The organism is Sulfitobacter sp. F26169L, assembly GCF_026410285.1.
Classification (GTDB): Bacteria; Pseudomonadota; Alphaproteobacteria; order Rhodobacterales; family Rhodobacteraceae; genus Sulfitobacter.
Map to the genome: position 1 here is coordinate 33,188 of NZ_JAPMLP010000006.1, position 25,116 is coordinate 58,303.

28 protein-coding genes are annotated in these 25,116 nt (G+C 57.8%); 17 read left to right on the top strand and 11 right to left on the bottom strand.

The features are described 5' to 3' along the window. Window positions 1-24: 24 nt before the first annotated feature. Window positions 25-711 carry a 5-formyltetrahydrofolate cyclo-ligase gene (locus OS189_RS13645; RefSeq protein ID WP_267167885.1) on the bottom strand — a complete coding sequence of 229 codons (687 nt, stop codon included), beginning with the start codon at window positions 709-711 and terminating at the stop codon, window positions 25-27. 181 nt (window positions 712-892) lie between these two features. Here OS189_RS13645 and OS189_RS13650 point away from each other — a divergent pair, with 181 nt between their 5' ends. The 5 genes from OS189_RS13650 (at window position 893) to OS189_RS13670 (ending at window position 3,458) form a co-directional block, all read left to right on the top strand. Continuing rightward, the gene (locus tag OS189_RS13650) at window positions 893-1,522 is read left to right on the top strand and encodes a TetR/AcrR family transcriptional regulator (protein WP_267167886.1); all 630 of its coding nucleotides are present in this window, start codon (window positions 893-895) and stop codon (window positions 1,520-1,522) included. A gap of 12 nt (window positions 1,523-1,534) precedes the next feature. Then, window positions 1,535-1,708: a hypothetical protein gene (locus OS189_RS13655; protein ID WP_267167887.1), complete on the top strand. Its 174-nt coding sequence runs from the start codon at window positions 1,535-1,537 to the stop codon at window positions 1,706-1,708. Window positions 1,709-1,722: 14 nt separating this feature from the next. Beyond that, the gene (locus OS189_RS13660) at window positions 1,723-1,896 is read left to right on the top strand and encodes a hypothetical protein (protein WP_267167888.1); all 174 of its coding nucleotides are present in this window, start codon (window positions 1,723-1,725) and stop codon (window positions 1,894-1,896) included. Further along, on the top strand, window positions 1,893-2,678 hold the full coding sequence (locus OS189_RS13665) for a VOC family protein (protein ID WP_267167889.1): 786 nt from the start codon (window positions 1,893-1,895) through the stop codon (window positions 2,676-2,678). The genes OS189_RS13660 and OS189_RS13665 overlap by 4 nt, the downstream gene beginning before the upstream one ends. 198 nt (window positions 2,679-2,876) lie before the next feature. Beyond that, the gene (locus OS189_RS13670; protein ID WP_267167890.1) at window positions 2,877-3,458 is read left to right on the top strand and encodes a HutD/Ves family protein; all 582 of its coding nucleotides are present in this window, start codon (window positions 2,877-2,879) and stop codon (window positions 3,456-3,458) included. Here the strand turns inward: OS189_RS13670 and OS189_RS13675 are convergent. Then, a complete protein-coding gene (locus tag OS189_RS13675; RefSeq protein WP_267167891.1) occupies window positions 3,419-4,777 on the bottom strand; it encodes a formimidoylglutamate deiminase in 1,359 nt (452 codons plus the stop codon). The two genes, OS189_RS13670 and OS189_RS13675, sit on opposite strands and share 40 nt — an antisense overlap. A gap of 87 nt (window positions 4,778-4,864) precedes the next feature. On the opposite strand from OS189_RS13675, the gene hutI reads away from it, so the two are divergent. Genes hutI through hutU form a run of 4 tightly spaced genes read left to right on the top strand, consistent with a single transcriptional unit; the run spans window position 4,865 to window position 10,072 of the window. Continuing rightward, window positions 4,865-6,073: an imidazolonepropionase gene (gene hutI, locus OS189_RS13680; protein ID WP_267167892.1), complete on the top strand. Its 1,209-nt coding sequence runs from the start codon at window positions 4,865-4,867 to the stop codon at window positions 6,071-6,073. Continuing rightward, complete coding sequence (gene hutH, locus OS189_RS13685; RefSeq protein ID WP_267167893.1) at window positions 6,073-7,611, top strand: histidine ammonia-lyase; 1,539 nt, start codon at window positions 6,073-6,075, stop codon at window positions 7,609-7,611. The genes hutI and hutH overlap by 1 nt, the downstream gene beginning before the upstream one ends. Then, entirely contained in the window at window positions 7,608-8,408 is an 801-nt protein-coding gene (hutG, locus tag OS189_RS13690; RefSeq protein ID WP_267167894.1) for an N-formylglutamate deformylase, read from the top strand. The genes hutH and hutG overlap by 4 nt, the downstream gene beginning before the upstream one ends. Then, complete coding sequence (gene hutU, locus OS189_RS13695) at window positions 8,405-10,072, top strand: urocanate hydratase (RefSeq protein WP_267167895.1); 1,668 nt, start codon at window positions 8,405-8,407, stop codon at window positions 10,070-10,072. Before hutG ends, hutU begins: the two co-directional genes overlap by 4 nt. Before the next feature lie 41 nt (window positions 10,073-10,113). Here hutU and hutC read toward each other — a convergent pair whose 3' ends face one another. Further along, window positions 10,114-10,803, bottom strand: a complete 690-nt coding sequence (hutC, locus tag OS189_RS13700; RefSeq protein ID WP_267167896.1) for a histidine utilization transcriptional repressor HutC — start codon at window positions 10,801-10,803, stop codon at window positions 10,114-10,116. 85 nt (window positions 10,804-10,888) lie between these two features. Continuing rightward, on the bottom strand, window positions 10,889-11,929 hold the full coding sequence (locus OS189_RS13705; RefSeq protein WP_267167897.1) for an aromatic ring-hydroxylating dioxygenase subunit alpha: 1,041 nt from the start codon (window positions 11,927-11,929) through the stop codon (window positions 10,889-10,891). A gap of 416 nt (window positions 11,930-12,345) precedes the next feature. On the opposite strand from OS189_RS13705, the gene repA reads away from it, so the two are divergent. The 3 genes from repA to repC all read left to right on the top strand — a co-directional run bounded on the left by repA (window position 12,346) and on the right by repC (window position 15,778). Continuing rightward, entirely contained in the window at window positions 12,346-13,530 is a 1,185-nt protein-coding gene (repA, locus tag OS189_RS13710) for a plasmid partitioning protein RepA (protein WP_267167898.1), read from the top strand. Then, window positions 13,531-14,487, top strand: coding sequence for a plasmid partitioning protein RepB (repB, locus tag OS189_RS13715; RefSeq protein ID WP_267167899.1), 957 nt, complete (start codon window positions 13,531-13,533; stop codon window positions 14,485-14,487). A 205-nt stretch (window positions 14,488-14,692) separates the two neighbouring features. Next, window positions 14,693-15,778 (top strand): plasmid replication protein RepC, encoded by a 1,086-nt coding sequence (gene repC / locus OS189_RS13720; RefSeq protein ID WP_267167900.1) that lies wholly within the window; start codon window positions 14,693-14,695, stop codon window positions 15,776-15,778. A gap of 287 nt (window positions 15,779-16,065) precedes the next feature. Here repC and OS189_RS13725 read toward each other — a convergent pair whose 3' ends face one another. Both OS189_RS13725 and OS189_RS13730 read right to left on the bottom strand, forming a co-directional pair. Beyond that, on the bottom strand, window positions 16,066-16,263 hold the full coding sequence (locus OS189_RS13725) for a hypothetical protein (RefSeq protein ID WP_267167901.1): 198 nt from the start codon (window positions 16,261-16,263) through the stop codon (window positions 16,066-16,068). A gap of 327 nt (window positions 16,264-16,590) precedes the next feature. Then, window positions 16,591-16,740 carry a hypothetical protein gene (locus tag OS189_RS13730; RefSeq protein ID WP_267167902.1) on the bottom strand — a complete coding sequence of 50 codons (150 nt, stop codon included), beginning with the start codon at window positions 16,738-16,740 and terminating at the stop codon, window positions 16,591-16,593. Between the two features lie 342 nt (window positions 16,741-17,082). Here OS189_RS13730 and OS189_RS13735 point away from each other — a divergent pair, with 342 nt between their 5' ends. The 5 genes from OS189_RS13735 to OS189_RS13755 are packed head-to-tail and all read left to right on the top strand — an operon-like array spanning window position 17,083 to window position 19,916. After that, entirely contained in the window at window positions 17,083-17,514 is a 432-nt protein-coding gene (locus OS189_RS13735; RefSeq protein ID WP_267167903.1) for a hypothetical protein, read from the top strand. Beyond that, entirely contained in the window at window positions 17,514-18,173 is a 660-nt protein-coding gene (locus OS189_RS13740) for a MotA/TolQ/ExbB proton channel family protein (RefSeq protein ID WP_267167904.1), read from the top strand. Before OS189_RS13735 ends, OS189_RS13740 begins: the two co-directional genes overlap by 1 nt. A 28-nt stretch (window positions 18,174-18,201) precedes the next feature. Next, window positions 18,202-18,543 (top strand): biopolymer transporter ExbD, encoded by a 342-nt coding sequence (locus OS189_RS13745; protein ID WP_267168009.1) that lies wholly within the window; start codon window positions 18,202-18,204, stop codon window positions 18,541-18,543. 3 nt (window positions 18,544-18,546) lie between these two features. After that, a complete protein-coding gene (locus OS189_RS13750) occupies window positions 18,547-18,936 on the top strand; it encodes an ExbD/TolR family protein (RefSeq protein WP_267167905.1) in 390 nt (129 codons plus the stop codon). After that, complete coding sequence (locus OS189_RS13755; protein ID WP_267167906.1) at window positions 18,933-19,916, top strand: energy transducer TonB family protein; 984 nt, start codon at window positions 18,933-18,935, stop codon at window positions 19,914-19,916. Before OS189_RS13750 ends, OS189_RS13755 begins: the two co-directional genes overlap by 4 nt. 17 nt (window positions 19,917-19,933) lie before the next feature. On the opposite strand, the gene OS189_RS13760 is transcribed toward OS189_RS13755, so the two are convergent. Genes OS189_RS13760 through OS189_RS13780 form a run of 5 tightly spaced genes read right to left on the bottom strand, consistent with a single transcriptional unit; the run spans window position 19,934 to window position 25,024 of the window. Further along, on the bottom strand, window positions 19,934-20,611 hold the full coding sequence (locus OS189_RS13760) for an adenosylcobinamide amidohydrolase (protein WP_267167907.1): 678 nt from the start codon (window positions 20,609-20,611) through the stop codon (window positions 19,934-19,936). A 1-nt stretch (window position 20,612) separates the two neighbouring features. Beyond that, window positions 20,613-21,368 carry an ABC transporter ATP-binding protein gene (locus OS189_RS13765; RefSeq protein ID WP_267167908.1) on the bottom strand — a complete coding sequence of 252 codons (756 nt, stop codon included), beginning with the start codon at window positions 21,366-21,368 and terminating at the stop codon, window positions 20,613-20,615. After that, the gene (locus OS189_RS13770) at window positions 21,365-22,348 is read right to left on the bottom strand and encodes a FecCD family ABC transporter permease (RefSeq protein ID WP_267167909.1); all 984 of its coding nucleotides are present in this window, start codon (window positions 22,346-22,348) and stop codon (window positions 21,365-21,367) included. Before OS189_RS13770 ends, OS189_RS13765 begins: the two co-directional genes overlap by 4 nt. Next, window positions 22,345-23,163 carry an ABC transporter substrate-binding protein gene (locus tag OS189_RS13775; protein WP_267167910.1) on the bottom strand — a complete coding sequence of 273 codons (819 nt, stop codon included), beginning with the start codon at window positions 23,161-23,163 and terminating at the stop codon, window positions 22,345-22,347. The genes OS189_RS13770 and OS189_RS13775 overlap by 4 nt, the downstream gene beginning before the upstream one ends. 40 nt (window positions 23,164-23,203) lie before the next feature. After that, a complete protein-coding gene (locus OS189_RS13780; protein WP_267167911.1) occupies window positions 23,204-25,024 on the bottom strand; it encodes a TonB-dependent receptor plug domain-containing protein in 1,821 nt (606 codons plus the stop codon). Window positions 25,025-25,116 lie beyond the last annotated feature (92 nt).

The window sequence follows — 25,116 nt, forward strand, 5'->3', positions numbered from 1 at the left end:
GTCTGGCGTTACAGCGACGTAAAATTAGTCATTGCCGGCCGCTAAGATGACATCCATCGCAATGTCATGGGGTTGTGGATAGATCGTGGGCAGTTTTGCATTTTGATAGCCTACGCCAATCTTGAAAGGCTGCTGCTTCAGGGCCGCAAGAGTGCGGTCGAAATACCCGCCGCCATAACCAAGGCGATAGCGTTCATTATCCCAGCCAACCAAGGGGGCCAAAGCGATATCCGGCAATAACTGCATCGCATCTGGTGGCGGCACGGGAATGTTCCAATCCCCACGGATCATCTTTGTCTCCGGAGTCCAGCGTCGAAACACCAGCGGCGCCGCTTTCACCTCGACCAATGGCATTGCGACAACTACGCCAGCGTCGTGCAATCTGGTCATCAAGGAGCGAAGGTCCGGCTCTCCCTTGATGGGCCAAAACGCGGACAGCACCATTCCCGCAGCACCATCAAAACGGTCTCGTAATAGCTCCTCCACTTGCGCGGCCAACATTGATGAAATCGCACCATGCCGGGCCACGCCAAGCGATTTGCGATCTGCCAGAAGTTGTGCGCGCGTTGCCTTGCGCCAGCGCGTAACGTCGCGCCACTGCACAGGATCAACTGCCAACGGATCGAAATAAGCTGGATCAATCTCGTGCGCGAGGCAGGGCGGTGATGCATAGCTGCCCTTTGGCGTATCTTCCTTATTGTCATCATTCATCAGATCAGCCCCTGTCCCATTAACTAAGGTCTGGTGACAATCTTGCAAACGTTTCGAACAAAGCTCAAGATTCCAAGATGAAAGTACCCCTCTTTACCTCTCTCGCTGTGCGATAGCGGGCCAATGAGACACCTGTAGTGGATGTCTTTACAGCATACCAACCATATGGTATGATTCAGACATGTCAAGACCGACCAAACAATCACCAGAACGCGGCAGCGCCCGCACGCGCCTGCTGGAAGCGGCCCGCGATACCATCCGGCAGAAGGGGTTTACCGCCACTTCGGTTGATGATCTGTGTGATGCTGCGCAGGTCACTAAGGGTGCGTTTTTTCACCACTTCAAAACGAAACAGGCGCTAGGCGTGGCTGCCGCACAGCACTGGGCCGAAACAACCGGCGCGTTTTTTGCTGACGCGCCTTACCACACGCCCGATGATCCGCTTGATCGTGTGCTGGCCTATCTTGCCTTCCGCAGGGAAATCATTGCCGGTGAAACCGCTGAATTCACCTGCCTTGTCGGGACCATGACGCAAGAAGTTCACAACACCTCACCCGATATTACCAGCGCCTGCGCCGACAGCATCTTTGGCCATGCCGCGACCCTAGAACCCGATATTGCCGCCGCAATAGTGGCCCATGATATCCGCGGCGACTGGACCGCCGAAAGCCTCGCGCGGCACATGCAGGCTGTTATTCAGGGCGGCTTTATTCTGGCGAAAGCATCGGGCAACCCCGAAATGGCGCGCGAAAGCATTGATCATTTGATCCGCTATGTGCGTCAGCTTTTCAACATTGGCGAAACGCCCTGACCGAAGGAACCTATGGACCATCCGGTAAAAATTCGTACCTGCCTCTGGATGACGACGCGCGGCGTCGACGCGGCGCGCAAATATGTCGCTCTGCTGCCCGACAGCCGGACGATCAGACAGAAACAGACCGTCTTTGGGCTGCGCTGCTTGAAAACGGCGGGACAGAAAGCAGATGCGGCTAGCTGACGCACGGTTTCGGCGTGTCTTGGCAGATCATCCCCAAACGTCTGATCGAGCTACAGTCAGATCCCGTGCCAGAGGTGGCATCACAGGTCAGAAACGCAATGTTGCAAATGATAAAAATCGACATCGCCACGCTGGAAGAGGCAGCACGCGCTGCACAAACTAAAACACAACAGGAGGATAAAACATGACCAATCGCGAAGGACATCCCGTCTGGTATGAATTAATGACAAACGCACCCGATGCCGCCGAGGCGTTTTACCAGAGTGTTCTGGGCTGGGAGTTTATCAAAACGCCCCCCGCCCCCGGCGCGGATTACCGCATCTTCAATACGACGGAAGGGCAGACCGTCGGCGGGATGATGAAAGCCCCAGATGGAGCGCCATTCGGCCCCACTTGGGCGGTCTATTTCGGGGTGCGGGACGTAGATGCCGCTGCGCAACAGGTAGAAAACCTTGGCGGGCACGTTCACATGCCACCACAGGATATTCCCGATGTCGGGCGGTTTGCCTTTGTTGCAGACCCCCAAGGCGCAATGTTTTACCTGATGAACGGGGACAGCGATGCCAACAGCGCGTCATTCGATCAGGAAACGCTGGGCCATTGTAGCTGGAATGAACTGGTCACAACCGACCAGTCCGGCGCGCTGGACTTTTACAAGGCCCTGTTCGGGTGGGAAAAGTCAGGCGCTATGCCGATGGACGAAGGCGGTGATTATACCTTTGTCAAAAACGCCGGTGTCGACATTGGCGCCATGATGGCTCTGCCAAAAGACGGCGCACACCCCTATTGGAATTTTGCATTCAACGTGGCCGACATCGACAAAACCCATGCAGCGGTAACCGCTGGCGGTGGCAAGGTGAACCATGGCCCGATAGAACTGCCCGATGGGGACGACTGGCTGATACAGGTCACTGATCCGCAGGGCGCAAAGATCATGCTGGCAGGTAAACGCGTACAGGCCACAAAGTGAATGCAGCGCCTCGTGCGCTATCCGCTCACCGCAGATCATGTTCCGGCACTTCTGCAATTGGGTAACCGCAAGTCCTGCGATCACCCCAGCATTGCCGGATAACAACTATCCGCTTCAACAGACCGGAACGTCTTGATTATCCGGTTGAGGCGCATACAGTCGGCCCCTCGCAGTCACTCTTGCGCACAGGATATCCGGATGAAGGTTTTACGATTCAGCGATCTTGTTGATGTGCCATGGAAAAACGCCGGGGGCACCACCCGCGAAATCGCCACAGGAGTGGTCGAAGACACCGCCGCGTGGCGGATCAGCCGTGCGGACGTTGCGCAGGACGGCGCGTTTTCCAACTTTGCGGGGTTGGTGCGCGTGCTGACGGTTGTTTCACAAAATACAATGACGCTGGAGCACGCAGACGGCACGCTCACCGCGGCACCGTGGAAGCCGGTGCGTTTTGATGGCGGTATTGCAATCACCTCGCATCTGCACGATGGCCCGCTTACCGATCTCAACCTAATGTTTGATCCACAGCATTGCGCAGGCACTGTCACAACACTGCACACCCCTGTCGCGCAAACCTTACAGCGCCCCGCGCAAGGCATCCTGGCCTACCATGTGCTTTCAGGCACCCCGAACCTTGGCGAATTGTCTCTGTCCACCGGCGACACCGCTTTTGTAGAAACACCCGCCGCATCGCTGGTGCTGCGCAACAGCGATGCCGTGTTGGAAATTCGTTTAGTCTATCACAACGATGCAATCAAGCTGCGCATCGCCTCACGATAGGCGGCCGTGACCCCCGCGCGCTGAACGTGGGCGCCGGATCTCACCATGTGCCGCCCCGCTGACCAGACATCGGTGACCACCGTATCTTTGGCGGCAAACACCAACCCGTCCAGCAATTGCTCAACCCGCAGCGCGCACAACGCAGGCGCGGTGCTGTCGATTGCCGTCAGGTCTGCCAGTGCGCCGACGGCGATTTCACCCGTACCGCGCCCAAGCGCTTGCGCGCCGCCCCGCGCTGCACCGGCATAAAGCGTCTCTCCGACGGAGCCTTCGCCAACCACCATAACATTGCGCGCGATATCCCGCAGCCGCTGGGAATATTCCAGTGTGCGCAACTCCTCGATGAGAGAGATCAGCACGTTCGAATCCGAACCAACACCAAACGCACCCCCTGCATTCAGATAGGCCGGACCGTTAAACGGCCCGTCGCCCAGATTGGCCTCTGTAACTGGGCACAGACCCGCCACCGCACCCGACTTTGCCATGTTCACTGTTTCTGCCTCTGTCATGTGGGTGGCATGAATCAGGCACCAGTCCGGCGACACATCCACATTGTCCAACAGCCATTCAACCGGCCGCGCGCCCAGCCAGTCACTAATGTCTGCGACCTCCTTTGGCTGCTCTGCAATGTGGATATGAACCGGCCCTTCCGGATGCGCGGCCAGAACCGAATCCAGATCTTCGGGTGAGGTCGCGCGCAGGGAGTGCGGCGCAATGCCGACGCGGCAATCCGGCGTAAGATCCGCCACCGCATCTTTGGCCGATGCTACCAGATCATTAAACCGATCCACTGTATTACCAAAACGCGCCTGCCCCGCCTCTAACGGCACCTGCCCTGCCCCACCGTAGCTATACAGCACCGGCAGATGGGTCAGCCCAATGCCGGTTGTCTGCGCCGCCGCCGCGATCCGCGCCGAAAGCTCGCCCAAGTTATCATAGGGTGTACCGCCGGATTGGTGGTGCAGGTAGTGAAACTCCCCCACACTGGCATAGCCCGTCTCTAGCATTTCAAGGAAAACAAACGCGGCAATCGCCTCGATATGGTCAGGCGTGAGGTTTGCAGTAAAGCGGTACATCAGATCGCGCCATGTCCAGAAACTGTCTTTCCCGGCCATTCGGTATTCGGTCATGCCCGCCATAGCGCGCTGAAAACTGTGGCTGTGCAGATTGGCCAGCGCTGGCAGCAAAGTGTCTACCGTGGCGTCAGATTCTTGCGGTGCGCTGTCCGTTTCAATGGCGGTGATCCGGCCACTTTCCACGCTCAAGCGCACATTTTCTGCCCATCCGGTTGCCAGTCTGGCCTGCTTTGCAAAAATCATTTTGCGTCCCATCATTCTTTATGTATAGACATAATACATCTTAATACGCACCAGAAAAGTCTAATCTTTGCCAGTGTCAGGACCAGTATGACCCAAAACAGGAAGCTATTCACTGATCTAAACGCCGCGACCATGCAGGTATCGGACACCCCTTACGGGATGATCGAAAATGCCGCCATTGCGGTGTCGGATGGTGTAATTGAATGGGTCGGGCCGCTGGGTGCTGTGCCGGTTGCATATGCAGACTATCCGCGCAGCAGTCTTGGCGGGCGGGTTGTCACCCCTGCCCTGATCGACTGCCACACCCATATTGTGCATGGCGGTGACCGCGCGGTTGAATTTGAAATGCGTCTGAACGGTGCCAGCTATGAAGAGGTTGCGCGCGCAGGCGGCGGAATTGTTTCCACCGTAACGGCAACCCGTGCCGCCAGCGAAGCCGAACTGCTGGCAGATGCCCTGCGCCGCGTTGATGTGCTGATTGGCGAATGTGTCGCCACCATTGAGATAAAATCAGGCTACGGCCTTGATCTAGAGACTGAATTGCGCATGTTGCGGGTTGCCCGCGCGGTTGCACAGCACCGCCCGATCCGTGTAAAAACCACCTTTCTCGGCGCCCATGCCACTCCTGCGGAATACGCGGGCCGCGATGACGCATATATCGACGAAGTCTGCATACCCGCCCTGCGCGCCGCCCATGCCGAAGGGCTGGTCGATGTCGTTGACGGATTTTGCGAGGGCATCGCCTTTGACACGGACCAGATCGCACGCGTATTTGACGTGGCGGTTGAACTGGGCCTACCGGTCAAGCTCCACGCAGATCAGCTTTCCAACATCGGCGGCGCAAAACTGGCTGCAAGCTATGGCGCGCTGTCTGCCGATCATATCGAGTATCTGGACGAAGACGGCGTAAAGGCAATGGCAGAAGCCGGAACAATCGCTGTGATCCTGCCCGGTGCGTTCTATACCATACGTGAGACCCAAGCCCCGCCGATTGCGTTACTGCGCAAACATGGCGTTCCCATGGCGCTTGCGACGGATATCAATCCGGGGTCTTCACCGCTCAACTCTCTGTTGCTGGCATTGAACATGGGATGCACCCTGTTTCGCCTGACACCCGAAGAAGCGCTGCGCGGTGCCACACAAAACGGTGCACGCGCACTGGGTCTGACAGACACGGGCACGATCACCGCAGGCATGCGCGCCGATCTGGCAGTTTGGGATATCAAACACCCTGCCGAACTATCCTATCGAATCGGCTTCAACCCCCTTCATTCCCGCATTTTCGGAGGCACCTGATGACCACCCTTACCCTCACTCCCGGTGCCGTGACGCTGGATGATCTGGCAAAAATCTATTGGAGCGAGGCATCCGTGCGCCTTGATCCCGCTTGCCACCCGCACATCGAGCTGGCCCATGCCCGTATCGCAAAAGCGGTTGCCGGAACCGATGCCGTGTACGGCGTCAACACAGGATTTGGCAAGCTCGCTTCAGTCAAGATCGAGTCCAAGGACACCGCCACCTTGCAGCGCAATCTGATACTGTCACATTGCTGCGGGGTTGGCCCTGCCATCCCGCGCCGCCATGCGCGGATGATCATGGTGCTGAAACTGCTTAGCCTCGGGCGCGGCGCATCCGGTGTGCGGCTGGAACTGGTCACGCTGATCGAAGAGATGCTGGAAAAAGGCGTCACCCCCGTGATCCCCGCGCAAGGGTCTGTCGGGGCGTCAGGCGATCTGGCCCCGCTGGCCCATATGGCCGCTGTAATGATGGGCCACGGAGAGGCCGAATTTGACGGGCAAACAATGGCAGGCGACAAGGCACTGGCGGCGGCTGGCCTGACGCCGGTTGAGCTTGGCCCCAAGGAAGGGTTGGCCCTGATCAACGGCACCCAGTTTTCCACCGCCTTTGCCCTTGCCGGATTGTTTGGGGCCTGGCGCGGCGCACATTCGGCGTTGGTGACCTCGGCGCTGTCCACCGATGCAATCATGGGCTCTACCGCCCCCCTGCAACCCGAAATTCACAGCCTGCGCGGCCATCGCGGCCAGATCGAGGCTGGAGAGACAATGCGCACCCTGCTTGCAGGCTCTGAAATCCGCGAAAGCCATGTGGTGGATGATGCTCGTGTGCAGGACCCCTATTGCATCCGCTGCCAGCCACAGGTGACCGGCGCTGCAATGGACGTTCTGCGCATGGCCGCCCGCACGCTTGAGATTGAGGCGAATGCCGCCACAGATAACCCTCTGGTACTGGTGGGCGCCGATCTGATCGTGTCGGGCGGCAACTTCCACGCCGAACCTGTCGGCTTTGCCGCCGATATGATCGCGCTGGCCATTGCCGAAATCGGTGCAATTGCGCAACGCCGTGTGGCGCTGATCGTAGATCCGGTGCTCAGCTTCAACTTGCCGCCGTTCCTGACGCCCAATCCGGGCCTCAACAGCGGTTACATGATTGCCGAGGTGACCACTGCCGCCTTGATGAGTGAAAACAAACATCTGGCAAACCCTTGTGTCACTGACAGCACGCCCACATCCGCCAACCAGGAGGATCACGTCAGCATGGCGGCCCATGGTGCGCGGCGTCTGGGGCAGATGGTCGAAAACCTTGATCGCATACTGGGCGTTGAGTTGCTCTGCGGTGCGCAGGGTATCGACTTCCGCGCGCCCCTGCAAACCAGTGATACGCTTCAACGTGTTGTCGCACGCCTGCGCGAAGAGGTGGAAACGCTGGGGGAGGATCGCTACCTCGCTCCCGATCTGGAGCGTGCAGCCGCGATGATCACCAGCGGCGCAATTGTGGACGCCGCCGCCGTTGAGATGCCGGAGTTTGACGCATGAATCCTGTAGAAATTGTGCAAGGCGACAGCCCTGTTGTGCTGGGCCTGCCCCATACCGGAACCTATGTGCCTGATGAAATACTCGCCGATCTCAACGCGCGCGGGCGCGGCCTGGACGACACGGACTGGCATATTCAAAGGCTCTATGAAGGGCTTTTGAACGGTGCGACCACGGTGCGCGCATCTTTTCACCGTTATGTGGTGGATGCCAACCGCGACCCATCGGGCGCATCGCTTTACCCGGGACAGAACACCACCGGCCTTGTGCCGCTGACAGATTTCAACGGGCATGACATCTGGACAGCCCCGCCCACGGACGAACAAATCGAAGAACGGCGTGCAACGTACCACGCCCCCTATCACGCTGCGCTACAGGCCGAGCTGGAACGCGTGCGCGACCTTCACGGCATTGCAATCCTGTATGATTGCCACTCTATCCGTGGGAACATCCCGTTCCTGTTTGAAGGGACCCTGCCAGATTTTAACATCGGCACAAATATGGGCACCACCTGTGCCCCAGCTCTCGAGACAGCAACGCAAAAGATCTGCGCCGCGGCTGACGGGTACACATCCATCACGAACGGACGCTTCAAGGGCGGCTGGACCACGCGCCATTACGGACGGCCCAGCGAGGGCTTGCACGCAATACAGATGGAACTGGCGCAAAGCACATATCTGACCACAGAATCTGCTCCATGGACCTATGACGAAGACAAGGCCGCGCGCGTACGCCCCCACCTCACCGACATTCTCACAAAACTGGCCGCACTGGCCCCGACCCTGAAAGGCACCTCATGAGCGATCCGCGCAAGAACACCCGTGATATCTTTCCCGCAACCGGCAATGAACTGACAGCAAAAAGCTGGCTGACCGAAGCCCCCCTGCGGATGTTGATGAACAACCTGCATCCGGACGTGGCGGAAAACCCGCATGAATTGGTGGTTTACGGCGGCATCGGACGTGCCGCGCGGACGTGGAAAGACTTCGACATGATCGTCGCCTCCCTGCGGGATCTGGAAGAAGACCAGACACTGTTGGTGCAATCGGGCAAACCCGTGGGTGTGTTCCAGACCCACAAAGACGCGCCGCGCGTTCTGATCGCCAATTCGAACCTCGTGCCGCATTGGGCCACGTGGGACCACTTTAACGAGTTGGATAAAAAGGGCCTTGCGATGTACGGCCAGATGACCGCCGGATCGTGGATCTACATCGGCTCGCAGGGGATCGTGCAGGGCACCTACGAGACATTCGTTGAGGCCGGTCGCCAGCACTACGATGGCTCACTCAAGGGCAGATGGATCCTGACCGGCGGTCTTGGTGGTATGGGCGGCGCACAGCCGCTGGCCGCTGTGATGGCAGGGGCGTGCTGCCTTGCCGTGGAATGTAACCCCGAAAGCATCGATTTCCGCCTGCGCACCAAATACGTCGACGAACGCGCCGATACGCTGGACGAGGCGCTTGAGATGATCGAACGCTGGACCGCCGCCGGAGAGGCAAAGTCGGTCGGCCTGCTGGGCAATGCGGCGGATGTCTTCCCCGAGTTGGTCAAGCGCGGCATCCACCCCGACATCGTCACGGACCAGACATCGGCCCACGATCCGATCAACGGGTATCTGCCCCAAGGCTGGACCATGACGCAATGGCGCGAAAAGCGCGAAAGCGACCCTAAAGCGGTGGAAAAGGCCGCCCGCGCCTCGATGAAGGTTCACGTCGCCGCAATGGTGGATTTCTGGAACGCAGGCGTTCCGACGCTGGATTACGGCAACAACATCCGTCAGGTCGCGCTGGAAGAAGGGCTGGAAAACGCGTTCGCCTTCCCCGGCTTTGTGCCCGCCTACATCCGTCCGCTGTTCTGCCGTGGCATCGGCCCGTTCCGCTGGGCCGCTCTGTCGGGCGACCCCGAGGACATCTACAAAACCGACGCAAAGGTGAAGGAAATCCTGTCCGAGGACACACACCTGCACAACTGGCTGGATATGGCGCGCGAGCGGATCTCGTTTCAGGGCCTGCCCGCGCGGATCTGCTGGGTCGGCCTTGGCGTGCGTCACAAGCTGGGCCTTGCGTTCAACGAGATGGTGCGCACTGGTGAATTGAGCGCGCCAATCGTGATTGGCCGTGATCACCTTGATTCAGGCTCTGTTGCGTCGCCAAACCGCGAAACAGAATCCATGAAAGACGGTTCCGACGCAGTGTCCGACTGGCCATTGTTGAACGCGCTGCTCAACACTGCATCAGGCGCAACGTGGGTGTCTTTGCACCACGGCGGCGGCGTTGGCATGGGCTTTTCCCAGCACTCCGGCATGGTAATCTGCTGTGACGGGAGCGAGGACGCGGACCGCCGCATCGAGCGTGTTCTGTGGAACGATCCCGCAACTGGCGTCATGCGTCATGCCGATGCAGGCTATGACGACGCACTTGAGTGCGCGCGTGAAAACGGGCTGAACCTGCCAGGGATTTTATAATGCTTTGGCGCCGTTGCCCCTGCGGGTAGCGGCGCCTTTAGTTAATACCGCGTTGTCAGGCGATGACCGGGTCGATAGGTCAGCCGTACAAATGTAACCGCCTGCCCTTCCCACCATGTTGAACGTTCGATCGTAAAAACCGGATCGCCAACGGCACAGGCAAAATACTCTGCCAGTTTTTCATCGGCCAGCCCTGCGGAAAAGCTGATTTCCACATCGGAAAACGGAATTGTCGCGACAAGCCACTCGTTTGGGCCGGTCTGCACAAAGTCCTCGTCCCGCGCTTGCGGTAACGCCGCAATGTTTATCCAGCGGTCTTCGTGCTGGTAGGGGTCACCGTCTGCATAATGCATACACAACAGGTGCAATACCTCGCCTTGCTCAGACAGGTTGAGCCGCGCGCGCAGCCAGTCGGGCGCTGACACAATTGCCCGATCAGCCAGCGAATAGCGGTATGCCGCGCCTTTTTCCTCAATCTCTGCGCGCACGACGGGGATGTCGAAACGCGCCTGCCGGATCGGAGTCATGCGCACACGCGTGCCCGCCTTTCGCCGCCGCTCAATCAGCCCGTCATCGGCCAGCTCGCGCATGGCACGGTTTACGGTCGAACGTGCGCAGCCGTATGTTTCGGCCAGATCGACCTCGTTAGGGATCAAACTGCCGGTCGGCCATTCGCCCTTGGTGATCTTCGACAGAATGTCCGCCTTTACGTCCTTGTACGTCGCTTTCATGGCAAAGGGCTCCGCTGGCATTATGTCTGCGTTAACCAGCTTTACATCAGATTTAATGTTAACCCAAGCGAAGCCCGCTCCCTATCTACTGGCTCAGCTTTTCATCTACCATCGCCTCCTCGGCGATCATCGCCTCAAGCTGGCGTCGGAAGCGCAACTGCCCTGCGTCGATGCTCAAATCAATATGCGGGGATGTCTTTTCATTCATCCCGATCTGCACATTTTCCAAAACAGCGCGGTCTTCCTCAAACGCATCGCGCACGTCCTCGCTCATCATCTTCGAGAGCTCGGCATCGTCGGGGCGGATATTGCGAAGCTGGAACCAGTAATACCGTGTTTCGGTTTCTGTCGTCGGGGTCATGAAATTGTAACTGTCCATCACAAAAGTGTTTTCATGCAACGGTCCGTCAGGGCCACCCGTCCCCGCGGGTGTGAAAACCGCGCGGATCAACGCATGACCGGGATAGCGTACCTCGTAATGTTGCAGGCGGTCGCAGTTGCCCTCAAACTCCACCACCTTTTTATAAAACGGGGCCGGTTCGTGATCCATCATCCAGCGGTGGACGATGATACCCTTGTCTGTTTTGCTGACCCTGAGCGGCGTATCTTTTGTTGCAGCAGCCGCAAACGAGCTTTGATGCACCCACGCAACGTGGGTCGGGTCAAGCAGGTTATCGCACATCAACAGATAGTTGCACTTCAACTCCATTGCAGCGCCGCGATTGATACCCCACTCGGCGCTTTCGAAATTCGGGATTTCGATAATCTCTTCCACATCGGCAATCGCGGCGTTGCCCATCCATATCCAGACCAGCCCATACTTCTCGTGTACGGGATAGGGGCGCACCCGCGCCGCAGACGGAATCCGCCCGCCACCCGGTGCCCAGACACACTGGCCCGCGCAATCAAACGTCAGCCCGTGATAGCCACATTCAATGTTGTTGTCCTTGATGCGCCCCTTGGACAGGGGCAATTTGCGGTGCGGGCAGGCGTCTTCCACCGCAATGACCTCACCCGTATCCGTGCGAAACATACATATCTTTTCGCCTAGCACTTTGACCTGCTGCAATTCGTTAACGATCTCATCGCTCCACGCCGCGACGTACCAAGCATTTTTAAGAAACATATGACTTCCTTACTGAATTTTTTCCTTGGGTTGTTGGGTTTAGCCTATCCGATTCAACAGCTTTCCTGAAACTGTTTTCAACCACAGAAGACCGAAATAACGATTTTAGTTTTGGGTTTAAGCACGGCCTATCCAACATAGCGTTGCAGGGCGAGAATCTCTGCCAAAGGCTTTGGTTTCAACCGGACAGCCCAATGGAAACCCTTCGCGACCGGTCCAGCACACAGGCAACTCAAACACACATCATATGGTAGCAATCCCTCTTTTGACACAAAATATGCCGCGTTAACCCTTGAAATTGCGCTTGCCTTATTCTTAACACAGGAATCAGTTGCCAAACCGTTATGATTTCAGCTAAGAAACGGTAAAGAGAGCGCTAGCGAAATAAAGCGTTACCAAGTGAGCGGTGAAATCCAATGTCAAACGGGCTTGAGCAATTCAAGATCAATACGCGTATCCGCGAGAATGCGGAAGACCTAAGTGCGGCTCTGCAAAGCCATATGCTTAAGGTATTCGCGCCAGACGCGCGAAAGGAAATGCGTCGTTTTTCGGCAGGAGAAGCGGCCGATATGCTCGGTATCTCTGGCAGCTTCCTGCGCAAACTGCATTTTGACGAGAAGATCCCCGATGTAGAGTCTACTTCGGGTGGGCGCAGGCTATATTCCGCCACCGATCTACTGGATATGCGGGTTATTTTGGAAAAGTCCGCCAAAACCCCGGGCACCTATTTGCGAGGACGGCGGGATGGAGACAAGGTACAAGTACTGTCGTTCCTGAACTTCAAAGGCGGCAGCGGAAAAACCACCAGCGCGATTCACACAGCCCAACGGCTGGCGCTGAAAGGGTATCGCGTGCTGGCGGTGGACATCGACCCGCAAGCGTCTCTAACCACCCTGTTTGGCTATCGTCCCGAGCTGGATTTTCTGGAATCCGGTACGATCTATGATGCGATCCGTTACGAAGACCCCCTGCCCTTTTCGCAGATTGTCCAAAAGACGTTCTTCACCGGAATCGATCTGGCACCAGGCGGACTACTGTTACAGGAGTTCGAACATGAGACGCCCCAAGCATTGCGCGCGAACATACAACCCCCGTTCTATGCCCGCCTTGCCACTGCGTTGCAGGAGGTCGAAGCAGATTACGACGTGATTATCTTCGATTGCCCGCCACAATTGGGGTATCTGACGATGTCAGCGCTCTGTGCATCGACGGGTGTGCTGATAACCATTGTGCCCAACATGCTTGACGTGGCCTCCATGTCGCAATTCCTTCAAATGAGTGCGGATCTGCTCGATGTAGTCTCTAATGCAGGGGCAAACATGGAATTTGATTTTCTGCGATTTCTGATCAACCGGTATGAGCCGAACGACGGGCCGCAACAGCAGGTTGTCGCGTTCCTTCGGCAGTTGTTTGGCGGCGAAGTGATGATTTCTCCGATGTTGAAATCCACTGCCATCTCAGACGCAGGCCTGACCCAGCAAACGATCTACGAGGTCGAGCGGTCACAATTTCACCGTAACACCTACGATCGTGCGCTGGATTCACTCAATCTGGTCAATGATGAAATCGAATTGCTGCTGCAACAGGCATGGGGGCGATAAATGGCACGTAAAGGTATTCTTAGCAGCGAAATTTCAAAACCGGACCGCACCCGCGCAACCCCTCCTGCCCCATCCCGCGGCGCAGTTGGCGCACTTCAGTCCTCGCTTACCAAATTGCAGGAAAACGCGGTGCAGGAGATTGATGCAAATCTGATTGATGATGCTGGCATCGAAGACCGTCTCGGGCTTGATCCTGCCGCGCAGCAACAGCTGGTCGAAAGCCTGAAGACCTATGGCCAGCAGGTGCCGGTCTTGTTGCGTCCAAATACCAGCAAACCCGGTCGCTACGAGATCGTTTATGGCCGCCGACGCCTCAAGGCGCTGAAATCCCTGGGCCAGCCTGTGAAGGCAATGATCAGGCAGTTGGACGATCACGCACTTGTAATGGCACAGGGGCAGGAAAACACAGCGCGACAGGATCTGAGCTTTATCGAAAAGGCGTCGTTTGCCGCGCAGCTACACTCAATGGAATACGACCGGCAGACAATTGCTGCAGCTTTGTCGATTGACCTGCCGATGCTGTCACGAATGCTAAAAGTGGGTACAGCGTTCCCCCTGCCCTTCCTGCGCGACATCGGGTCGGCACCGAGCATCGGGCGGGACCGCTGGATGGCACTGGCGCGCGCCCTTGAGCAGGAGGGCGTCCGCGCGCGCGTGTCTGCCTTTATGCAGGGCCCCGATTTCATCAAAGGCGATTCCGATGCGCGCTTCGAAGCGGTTTTCGCCCGTGCGACAACCGCCCCCGAGACACGCAAAGCACCGCCAGCCAAACCCCGCACCTTGCGCAGCACCAGCGGCAAAGCGGTGGCTGACATCCGCGCCAATGCCAAGGGCGTCACATTGAATATTCCCGCACGCACTGCCGAAGGCTTTGACGTCTGGGTTAACAGCAACGCCGAAGCGCTGCTGGGCGAACTTCATGACCGCTGGGAAAAAGAGCGGTCAGAGGACACCTAAACCCGAAACCAAACAGGAAAGGCACGACCAGACAAAAAACAGCCCCCCAGGATTTCTCCCGGAAGGCCATTCTCGATCTTTGCACTTTTGAGATACCCCTAGCCGGAAACCCTGTCAACTCTGCATCCTCGTGCAGAGCGGGTGAAATATTGTCTTTTGTGATTTTTATATGAAACACGCGGACCAAACACAGTTTGGACGGCAGATGACGCCTGTCCAAAAGATATCGGCGCCTGTGGACAAATGGGAAATCCTGGCCAGCCTAACGGATGCAGCTGATGATTTCGGGCTGAACCACAGAACACTGGGCGTCCTAAAAGCACTGATGAGCTTTTTCCCTGAGCGGCTTATTCAAGCAAGACCGTGCAGCGCGATCGTCTTCCCCTCGAACAAAACCTTGGCAAAACGACTGAACGGAATGCCCGACAGCACGTTGCGCCGCCACCTTGCGACACTGGTGGCAGCAGGGATTGTCAGCCGTCACGACAGTGCGAACAAGAAACGGTTTGCGCGCCGTGTTGGTACAGCACGTGTGCTTGCCTTCGGATTTGATCTCGCCCCTCTGGCAATTCACGCCGACGATATCAAAGCATCAGCCACCAAGGCGTTGATCGCACGCGAGCGGGTAGCCGCATTACGCGCTGATGTCGCGCACTTGCGCCAGTGCCTCGTTGCTGGCGGTGATACATCTACGCTCGCAACGGAAGCTGCCCGCCTGCTGAGACGCAATGCAGATGAACACACACTGAAGGCAATGCAGACCGAAATTTGGACACGTTTAGATGAGTTAGACACATCTAAATTGAGCACCACTAACGCTGAAAATGAGCAGCACATACAGTATGAAGATATAGAATTATCAGAAACGAGATCCGGCGCGGACAATATGACCGATGACATTTCACCAAACATCGTTCAACCCCAGTCGAAAAAATCTGCGGCATCTCCACGATTCACGGACGTAACGAACATCTGCAAAGAATATAAGTTATTCTTTCCAGAACCTGCACGGCATTGGAATGATCTAGTGCAGATTGCAGACCAAATCACTCCAATGATGGGGATTGATGTTTCGATATTCAAACAAGCCATAACCCACATGGGTTTGACCACAGCAGTCACCTCTGTTCTTTGTATCCTTGAAAAGCTGAAGGACATTACCAACCCAGCAGGATACCTGCGCAGATTGACCCAGAAGGCCATGAACGGTGAGTTCGATATCGGCCTGATGCTACGCATCATCAAGCGTGGGGGCAAATTGTCAGCTGACAATTTTAGATGTGCTTTATAATCAGTGTATTACATCAATATCAGCTTGCTAATTTGCAGAAGCCGATCGATTTCCGGTGATTAACCACAGAAGCGCGATTTGCATCAGAATGAGCCATAAGAAACCCGATACTGGCTATAGATTTCCCACCAATCAATAGTCTTGTTTGGGGTAAGTCCTGTGCTGATGAAACAGAAATACCGTGTTCCAGAAAATGCGGATGAAAAGCGATTGCTGCCATTCAATCAAAATTATCTTTACGGACCAGCAATCCGTACGCCTACATCTCCGATGATAACGATAGAATGTCAGCCGGCGCGGGGCAGGGGGACAACAATGGAGTCACCAACCAACACCCGCTGGAAGTGACAATGAGCAAATTCGGACAGATCAAAGCCGGTCATCAGAGCGCCGTCCGTTAGTAACAGTTCTGCGGGATCGACGATCACCGTTTCAATTTCTGCGCTGGCAGGCGGGTGTTTACCGATCTGAGGTTCGGGAAACATATTGCGGCGGTCTTTCAGAAATAGGGGCCACGCGGCGCTACTCAAGGACAAAGTGGCGATTTGTTGCGCTGACACAGATTCGTTGTCGGTTGATGGTGCGGTGTTGGAAAATGTGCGATGAGGGGTAGCCGCGGCCGTTAGAAGCGCATCAGCTGGGTTTGTCCAATTCACGATCAAGCAAGGTTTGTCTGCAGTAATGTGGAATTCGTACTCTATGAAAAAATGAGCGCGTATCCGTTTGGGATAGCAGCAGCGCCGGATCGTTGCCGTGCAAAGGCGTTTGGCGATTATGTGTATCATCCTGTTGGGCGTTTCCAGTGCGACGGGTTATCGAGTCACACTGCTTGTTACCTGATTGTAGATCGAAGACACCCCGCGGGAACAATCCAGCAGCGCACCGATTGTTGCGGGCTGCGCGTCATAGCGGATTTTGCGCCCGTCACGCACCGGCATGACAAGATCCACGTTAGCAAGCATCGGCAGTTGCGCGGATGCGCTGGTGTGCCAAAGACCGTCCTGTGTACGCCAGTGCAGAGAGGGTTTTGATTATTTCGGCTTGTCCCAAACTCCACGTACATATGTAGTATGAACAAAGAGATCTATTTCACAGCTGTCGCAATCGACAGTCTCCAAACAGGATCGCAGGTTGCAAAGCGGGGTAGGGGCGGACGCTTGCCAATTGGCAATCCTTAGGTTTATTCGGAATATCTGACAATTAAAGTCGGGATTGAAGCGGAGGGAGTATTTTGTTAACCCTTGCCAAACCCAGCATCACCAAGCCACGGTGCAGCCAGCCATCTTACAACCGCGGGAGCGATCATGATCTTGCCCAATCCAATTCTTGCAATAATTCTCGCGGTGACAACCGCCAGCACTTTGAGTGCGCAGGAAACCGATATCGGGGGTAAAATCTCGGTAGAACTGAACGCCGCGCAGACAAATGCAGATGCCTGTACGCTGACGTTTCTGATCACCAACGGGTTGCAGGGGGCGGTGAATAAGGTGGTCTATGAAACAGTCCTTTTTGACCAGAACGGCCAGGTTGACCGTCTGACCCTTTTTGATTTCGGAAAGCTTCCCGTAGCGCGGCCAAGGGTGCGCCAGTTTTCAGTACCGCAAATCACTTGCGATCAATTGGGGCAGATCATTTTCAACGGTGCCAACACCTGTGACGTCGAAAATTCAGAGGTTTCGGTTTGTGAAACCGGATTGTTGCTCTCCACACGAGCAGACATCGAGGTGTCGGGCTGATGGAAGGTATCGAAGCGATTATTGAGCCAGTCAGACAGATTGCGGCCATTGGTGGTCCTGTGGTTGTGGTGTTGATGGCGGTGGCCGTCATCACGCTGGCTGTTGCGCTGTACAAAATCTGGCAGTTCTGGATTTCTGCTGTCGGGCGGCATACCGCGCTGACCCAGGCGGTTGTATTCTGGGATGCGGGTGACAGGGCAGGGGCGCGCCATGCGCTTGATCGCTCTAACAGCTATCTTGTGCCGGTCGTTGATATGGCAATGTCGGCCCCGTCAGACGGATTGGCACGTCTTCAGGCCGAAGCCGAAACCCGTTTTGCGCGGCTTGAATCCGGTTTCCGGTTTCTCGATTCAGTTGCGCAGCTTGCGCCGCTGTTGGGTCTGTTCGGCACGGTTTTGGGCATGATCGAAGCGTTTCAGTCGTTGCAGAATGCAGGCGCGCAGGTTGATCCGTCGATCCTTGCCGGCGGTATCTGGGTGGCCTTGCTGACAACTGCTGTCGGTCTGGTGGTGGCGATGCCAACGGCGCTGGTGCTAAGCTGGCTGGAAGGGCGGATGGAGGCGGAACGTGTCATCGCCGACAAGGCGATCCTGACCATCCTGCACCCGAAGGGAGCGGCACCGGCGGTAGAGGCCGACATGGAGCCGGTTCATGGCTAAGGCGCGTGCAAGGCGGCGGCGTTTGTCGATGACATCCCTGATTGATGTGATCTTTCTACTGCTGCTGTTTTTCATGCTGACATCTACATTCTCAAAATTCGCCGAGGTGGAGCTTTCGGCCGCTGGTGCTGGTGCCGGCGCGCCAGGCGATGCCAAGCCGCTGTTTCTGCAACTGGGCACCGACAGCCTGCGCCTGAACGGGCGTGATGTGACGTTGGACACGATAGCAGGGTCTGCTTTGGGCGATGCGCCAAAGGGCGCGGTGTTGCTGGTGTCGCTGGGGGAGGGGGTGGATGCACAGCGCCTCACCGATCTGCTGGTGGTTCTGCGCGGTCTGCCTGATTTGCGTGTTTCGGTATTAGGAGGTTAGAAAATGCGCCGACTTGCCAAAGCCAAACCCCAACGCGAACCCACCATCGCATTGATCAACATCGTGTTTCTGATGCTGGTTTTTTTCATGGTTGCGGGCACGTTGGCGCAGCCAGTTGATGGCGCGCTAAAGCTGGTTGAAACCCGTGATCTGGACGGCGCTGCGCCCCCCGATGCGCTGGTTGTCTATCCCGACGGGCGCATTGCGCACCGCGGTATTGACCAGACCGATGCGGCAGAGTTTGTAGCTGGTCTGAGTGAAGAAGAAAAAGCGCTGGTGCGTCTTTTGCCTGATCGTGCCCTGCCTGCAGAAACGCTGGTTTCCCTTACCGCTGAGTTGCGCCGCGCTGGTGCGCAGCGGGTAGTCCTTGTAACACAAAGAGCTTTGCAATGATTGTGCGATCAACCGGAGCCAAGGTCGTTTCCCTGCTGCTGTCTGTCGGGCTTTTGACAGGGGCGATGCAGATGGCGTCACCGGACACCAAATTGCAAATGGAAGGCGGGGGCGAACCTGTCGAGTCGCAGATGGGCACCATGTTTGAGGACATGGCAGTGGGAACGCTGACCGCGATGACCGCGCAAGAGGTGGTTACTTCCGAACCGCCACAAGAAACTGAGCCTACGCAGGCGACGCCAACACAAGCGGAGACAGCACAAGCGACACCTCCGACGCAATCCGAAGCTGTTGAGGCAACACCGGTTGCACCAATGGCGGCGGTTCCGCTTGCTACGCCGTTGGCGGCGAAATCTCCGTCAGTCGCGCTGCCTCTCGTGGCGTCGCCTCGCGTTGAGGCCGCGCAGCCTGCACCGGAACCTGAAACAATTACTGCTGCCGAACCCGACAGCGACGCACCGATGTTGTCCAGACGTCCGGCGCGCAAGAACCCCGAACTTGCCGCCAAAGCGGCCCAAGCGCAAGAAGAGGCCGCCCGTGCGGCGCGCGCTGCCGCCGTTGCGGCTGAACAAGCCAGAAAGCCGAAGCGGACAGAACAGAAAGCCACCCGCGGGAACGCCAAAAAGAACAACACACGCGGCACGACGGCTGGCACTCGCAAGAAGGCGACAACGCAACAGACAGGCAAGAAACCGGCGGCACGCCGTCAGGCAGGCGATGCAGCTGCAAGCAACTATCCGGGTCAGGTCATGCGGCGGATCTCACGGCTTAGCAGACCACGGGTAAATGCGCGCGGAACTGCCGTGATCGCCTTTTCGATCTCGTCCGGCGGTGGTTTGTCCGGCGTGTCGGTCGCACGTAGCTCCGGCTCTGCGGCGCTGGATCAGGCGGCGGTAAAACTGGTGCGTAGGGCCGCTCCGTTTCCGCGCCCTCCTGCGGGCGCGCGGCGGCAGTTCAGCATCAGCATCAAAGGGCGCTAGGTGGCGGCGTTAAACGGCTAGGGGTTGGCGGTAGCCCTTTGCGCCTCGATCAGTCGACCGACGCTTGATTTCCAACTGTCGGCACCTTCCTTGACGGCCGCATAAACCGCTGCGCCAACGGCCTCGCCCAAATCGGTGTGAAGACCTGCGTAATCCTGCGGGCCGGCGGGGGCGGCGATGGCGATACAGTCGGTTCCGGTTCCCGTGGCAACCCCTGTTTCCAGCATCACGGCAGCGTCTATCACGGCTGCTGTGCGGGCCTGAGTGGCGATTGACAGGGCTTCGATTAATCCGGTCTGCGACAGCGGCACGTTCAGGCGAACCGCGATATTGATGGTCCCCCAGTCCTGGGTGCTGCGGTCAACACGGTGGCCGATCCGCTCGGCGTTGGAAAGGCCGACAGTGGCGATGCATTGCGCGGATATTTCACCAACCTGTGCGGTGTGTCGGGTAAAGCAGGATACATCGCGCGAGGTGATGAAAGCGATGGCATCGGTGTAGTTCTGCGTGCTGAGTTGCTGTGAAAACCAGTCGCGTACATCCAGATCAACAGGCAGGTCGGCATTGCGTACCTCGCGCCAGACAATGCGATTTGCCATGGCAAATCCGGGACGGTTGATCGCCCAGCTCAGCACTTGCATTTCGCGCCCCAGATCGAACACAAGCCATGGCTGCAGCAGGTGAACCGTACCCACCTTACACCACCGCGAGCGGTTGAAAGATCAACCCATCTGCTGTGTTTTGCAAAAACGCATTGATGCCGAAAGTGTCGCGCACCAGTTCGGGCGTCAGCACGTCTGAAGGGGTACCATCGGCAACAATGCCGCAACGATCAATTACAACCAGCCTTGTGCAATGGCGCGCCGCAAGGCCCAGATCATGCAGTGACACGATGACAGAGCGGCCTTCGGCGGCGAGACTGCAAAAGGTCTGCATGGTGGCAATCTGGTGGGCGGGGTCAAGGCCCGCAATCGGCTCGTCCGCCATTAGCAGCGGTGTTTCCTGCGCCAGTGCGCGGGCGATCAGCACGCGGGCCTGCTCGCCGCCTGACAGGCGCGTGACGGTGCGGTTGCGCAGGCTGGTAAGGTCCATCCGCAAAAGCGCCCGATCAACCGCTGCGCTGTCGGCGTCCGTGGCGCGCTGGCCGGTGGCCAGATGCGGCGTGCGGCCCAGCATCACCAGCGTTTGCACATCCACCGGCCAGGCGATCTCGCGTGATTGAGGCATCCACGCTACAGCGCGGCCCCGTTCGCGCGCCGACAGCGCGGTGAGCGAGCTTTGCCCGACCGCATCAATCAATCCCAACGCCGCGCGCATCAGGGTGGTTTTGCCCGCGCCGTTCGGGCCGATAATGCCCACCAGTTCGCCGGTGTCGACGCGCAGATTGACGTTGTGCAGGATATCGCGCTTGCGGCGGGTGACGCTGAAATCACTGAGGGTAAGCAGTGTCATAGCCCGCCCTTTCGGGTGCGATAGATGAGGTGCAAAAACAGCGGTGCGCCGACCAGCGCTGTTACAACGCCCAGTTTCAGATCACGTGCCGGAAGGATCACCCGCACGGCAATATCTGCCGCCAGCAACATAGCGGCGCCACCAAAGGCCGATGCCCACAGCAACCGCCCCGGACGTGCACCGACCAGCGGGCGCAGTAAATGCGGCACAACAAGGCCGACAAACCCGATTGCGCCCGCAACGGCAGTAGAGGCACCAACCACAGCAGCCACACCAAAAATCAGCGTCAGCCGCATCTGACGCAACCCGATGCCCATCGCCTCGGCAGCGTCTTCGCCCAGTGTCAGGGCGTCCAGACCGCGCGACAGGGTGGCCAACATCAGCGCGCCAACCACAATCAGCGGCAATGCAATCCACACATGTGTCATTGAGCGGTCCGCAAGCGAACCCATCATCCAGAACACAATCTCGTTGGCGGCGTAAGGGTTAGGCGACAGGTTAAGCACCAGCGAGGTAAACGCCCCCGCCAGCGCGGAAATGGCGATGCCTGCAAGGATCAAAGTCAGGGATGATCCCCGCGGTCCTGCTAGCATCACCAGCAAAAACACCCCGATCAGCGCACCCGCCAGTGCTGCCAGTGGCAGACCGAAAGCAACGGTGGCCGCGAGCCCCGTGTGGATCGCCAGTACAGCGCCCAAGGCCGCGGACCCCGACACGCCAATTAATCCCGGATCAGCCAGCGGATTACGCAGGTATCCCTGCATCGCGGCTCCCGCCAACCCAAGCGCGCCGCCGATGAGCAGCGCAAGCAGCGCGCGCGGCAGGCGGATTTCCCGCATCACGAGCGTTACCGGCGTGCCGTCACCGAAGATCAGCGCATTTAAACTTTGCGCCATACCGATATCAGCGGGGCCGACCACAAGGGCAGTCACAAACAAGGCCGCAACCAGCGCCGACAGAAACAGGGCAAGTCTTGTCATGGTGTTCCCCTTTTTACGTCATTCCGCAGGGTTACCATCTTGTCTATGGCACGCAATACAAAGGGCGTGCCGCAAACCCAGTCGCTATCGCTCATCGTTGCGCCGTGATGGGCGCGGCGCAGGGTCTGGATCACGGGATGGGTTGTTACCTCTTCAGAGCGGGACGCACCGGGGTAGGGGGTGCTGGTGATCACAGTGTCAGGTTGTGCCATCGTCAGCACTTCCAACGGAATAACGCCACCAAAGCTGAAACCCGCTTCGGCTGCGATATTGGCCAGACCGGCAGTCGCGAGGATGTCACCGGCAAGGGTTTTATCGCCAAGGGTGTATCCGTTGGCGTAATAAAGCGCGGCGCGTGGAGGGGACGCGGAACCGCTGCCATAGGCCGTCAACTGCCGTTCGAAATCCGCGATCATAGCGGCGGCGCGCGCAGGTTTGCCCAGTACATCGCCCATTTGCCTGATGCGATCGGTGACGTGATCCATGGCACTGGCCGGATCAAACAACGCCACCGGAATGCCAAGCCGTTTCAGCATATCCACTGTCGCGCGCGCGGTGTAGGTGCCTGCGACAACCAGATCAGGCTGCATCAGGTACACTTCTTCGGCCAGACCGTTATTGGCGGGATAGGCCGCAGCTTGTTCCACCATCGCAGAACTGCGCGGATCGGCCGCCAAGCGCGACACCGAAATCAACTGTCCTTCATCCGCCAGCAGCATCGCCAGCTGGTCGGTACACAAATTCAGCGACACAACGCGAGAGGGGGCATCCGCCGAAAGCGGCGCCCCCCCGAAGAGTGCGCAAAGCGCAGCCATGCCCGCTAGATTGGCGGACAGACTGCGCCGCGTGCGTTGTTTAGAAGTCCGCACGAAGACCGAAGTACGCAGAACGGCCGGGTGTATTGTAACCACCGGCTGTCTCGTAATCTTCGTCGAACAGGTTCTCGACCCGCAGATAGGCCTGTGCAGAGTCGGTCAGATCATAGGATACACCAGCACCGACAAGGGTGTAATCGCCGACCTTGTGATCCGCCGGAGCAAAGGCGCTTGGCACCACATCCCCGACAAAGCGCACATCCATCGACGCGCTGAGGCGGTTGGTGATATCCGTATCCAACCCGAGCACAAGATCGTGGCGCGGTGTACGCTGCAGGCGCGCGCCATCCGTCTTAGCATCGGTGTAGGTGTAGTTACCGTAGAGTTTGGTTGTGTTGTTCAACGCATACGTACCGGAAAGCTCGATCCCGCGGGATTTGGTGGTGCCTGCAACCTGATTGTAGCAGCCGAACCCGCTTCCGCAGGCGGTCGAGGCGCCGTCAAATGCAATCAGATCGTCAATCTCGGTATAGAAAAGCGTGGCTTTGATGCTGGCGATCTGGCCATAGGTTTTTTCAATGCCCAACTCGAAGCTGCGGCTTTCTTCGGGGCTCAGGCCTGCATCACCATAAACGCTGAACCGCTCGTAAAGCGAAGGCGCGCGGAAACCTGTGCCGAACACAGCGCGCAGGGCCAGATCCTCACGCGGGCGCCAGACGCCTGCCAGACGACCCGTTGCCTTGCCGCCAAAAGCGGAGTTATCGTCATAACGCAGCGCAGCAGAAAGATCGACGTTGTCTGTGGGTTTGAACAGCAGTTCCGCCTGTGCAGAAACAGTGTCTTCCTCGCCGTTTTGACCGCCTGAATCAAACGCTTCTTCCGTGCGGTCCAGACCGAAGTTCAGGGTGTAGCCGTTTGCAAGTGCGGCAGTCGCCAGATAGGATAGGCGTTCACGCTCGCCGGTGAACAAGGTGGTGAAGCCGGTAGGATCACGGCGCTCAATGTCGAAATAGGAATAGGCAAGGGTGTGAGTGACATTGCCTGTCACCAACTCGCCGTAAACACGCGCGCCAAGCTCTTCGAAATAGTTCTGTCCGGAATTGTCGGTGGTGGAGCGGTCAATTTCCAGCACGCCATCACGGGAGTTGACGGCAATGCCGACCTTGAAATCGTCGGTCACGGCGTAGCCGCCTGTGAAGGTCAGCGTGGTCTGGCGGAAGCTGTCGTCTTCGTCGTCATTGGCGCGGGCGGAGAAGCCGTCACTGACGATGCGCCCGTAGGTGAAGGCGATCTCGCTACGATCGGTCAGATGGCCAAGGCTGAGGGTGCCGGAGGTGGTGCCGTAGCTGCCTGCTTCAATCCCCGTGCGAACAGAAAAACCGTCTTTGGTGGGGCGGTAAGTGGTGATGTCGATCACCCCGCCAATCGCTTCGGAGCCGTAAAGCGCGGATTGGGACCCTTTTAGAACCTCGATCCGCTCGATCCCCGAAGGGGTCAGCGCGCCGAAGTTGAATGCGTTTTGCGTGCCTGACGGATCGTTCATGTCGATACCGTTCACGCGCACAACAACATAACGGGCAGGCAGGCCGCGCACCTGAAGCGATGCATTGGTGCCGAGGCCGCCATTGGCGGTGGAGCTGATGCCGGGAAGGCGGTCAAGCCGCTTGATCACGGTGGTGTCGCGCGCGGTGATATCGTCGGCTTCAAGCACTTCGACGGTTGAGCCGGTCTGATCACGTGCAACGGGTGACAGGCTGCCCGAAATGATGAGTTCACCCAGATCGAATGCCTGCTGGGCCGCTGCGGGGGTGATCAGGGAAGGAACAATGGCGACGGACGCCAAAAAATAGGAGCGGAGCATAAATTAACCCTCGGGTACGGCCTGTTTTGGACCGGTAGACGCAGATATGTCATTAGAGGGACGCGCCCCCGCAGACGGTGATAACACCACAA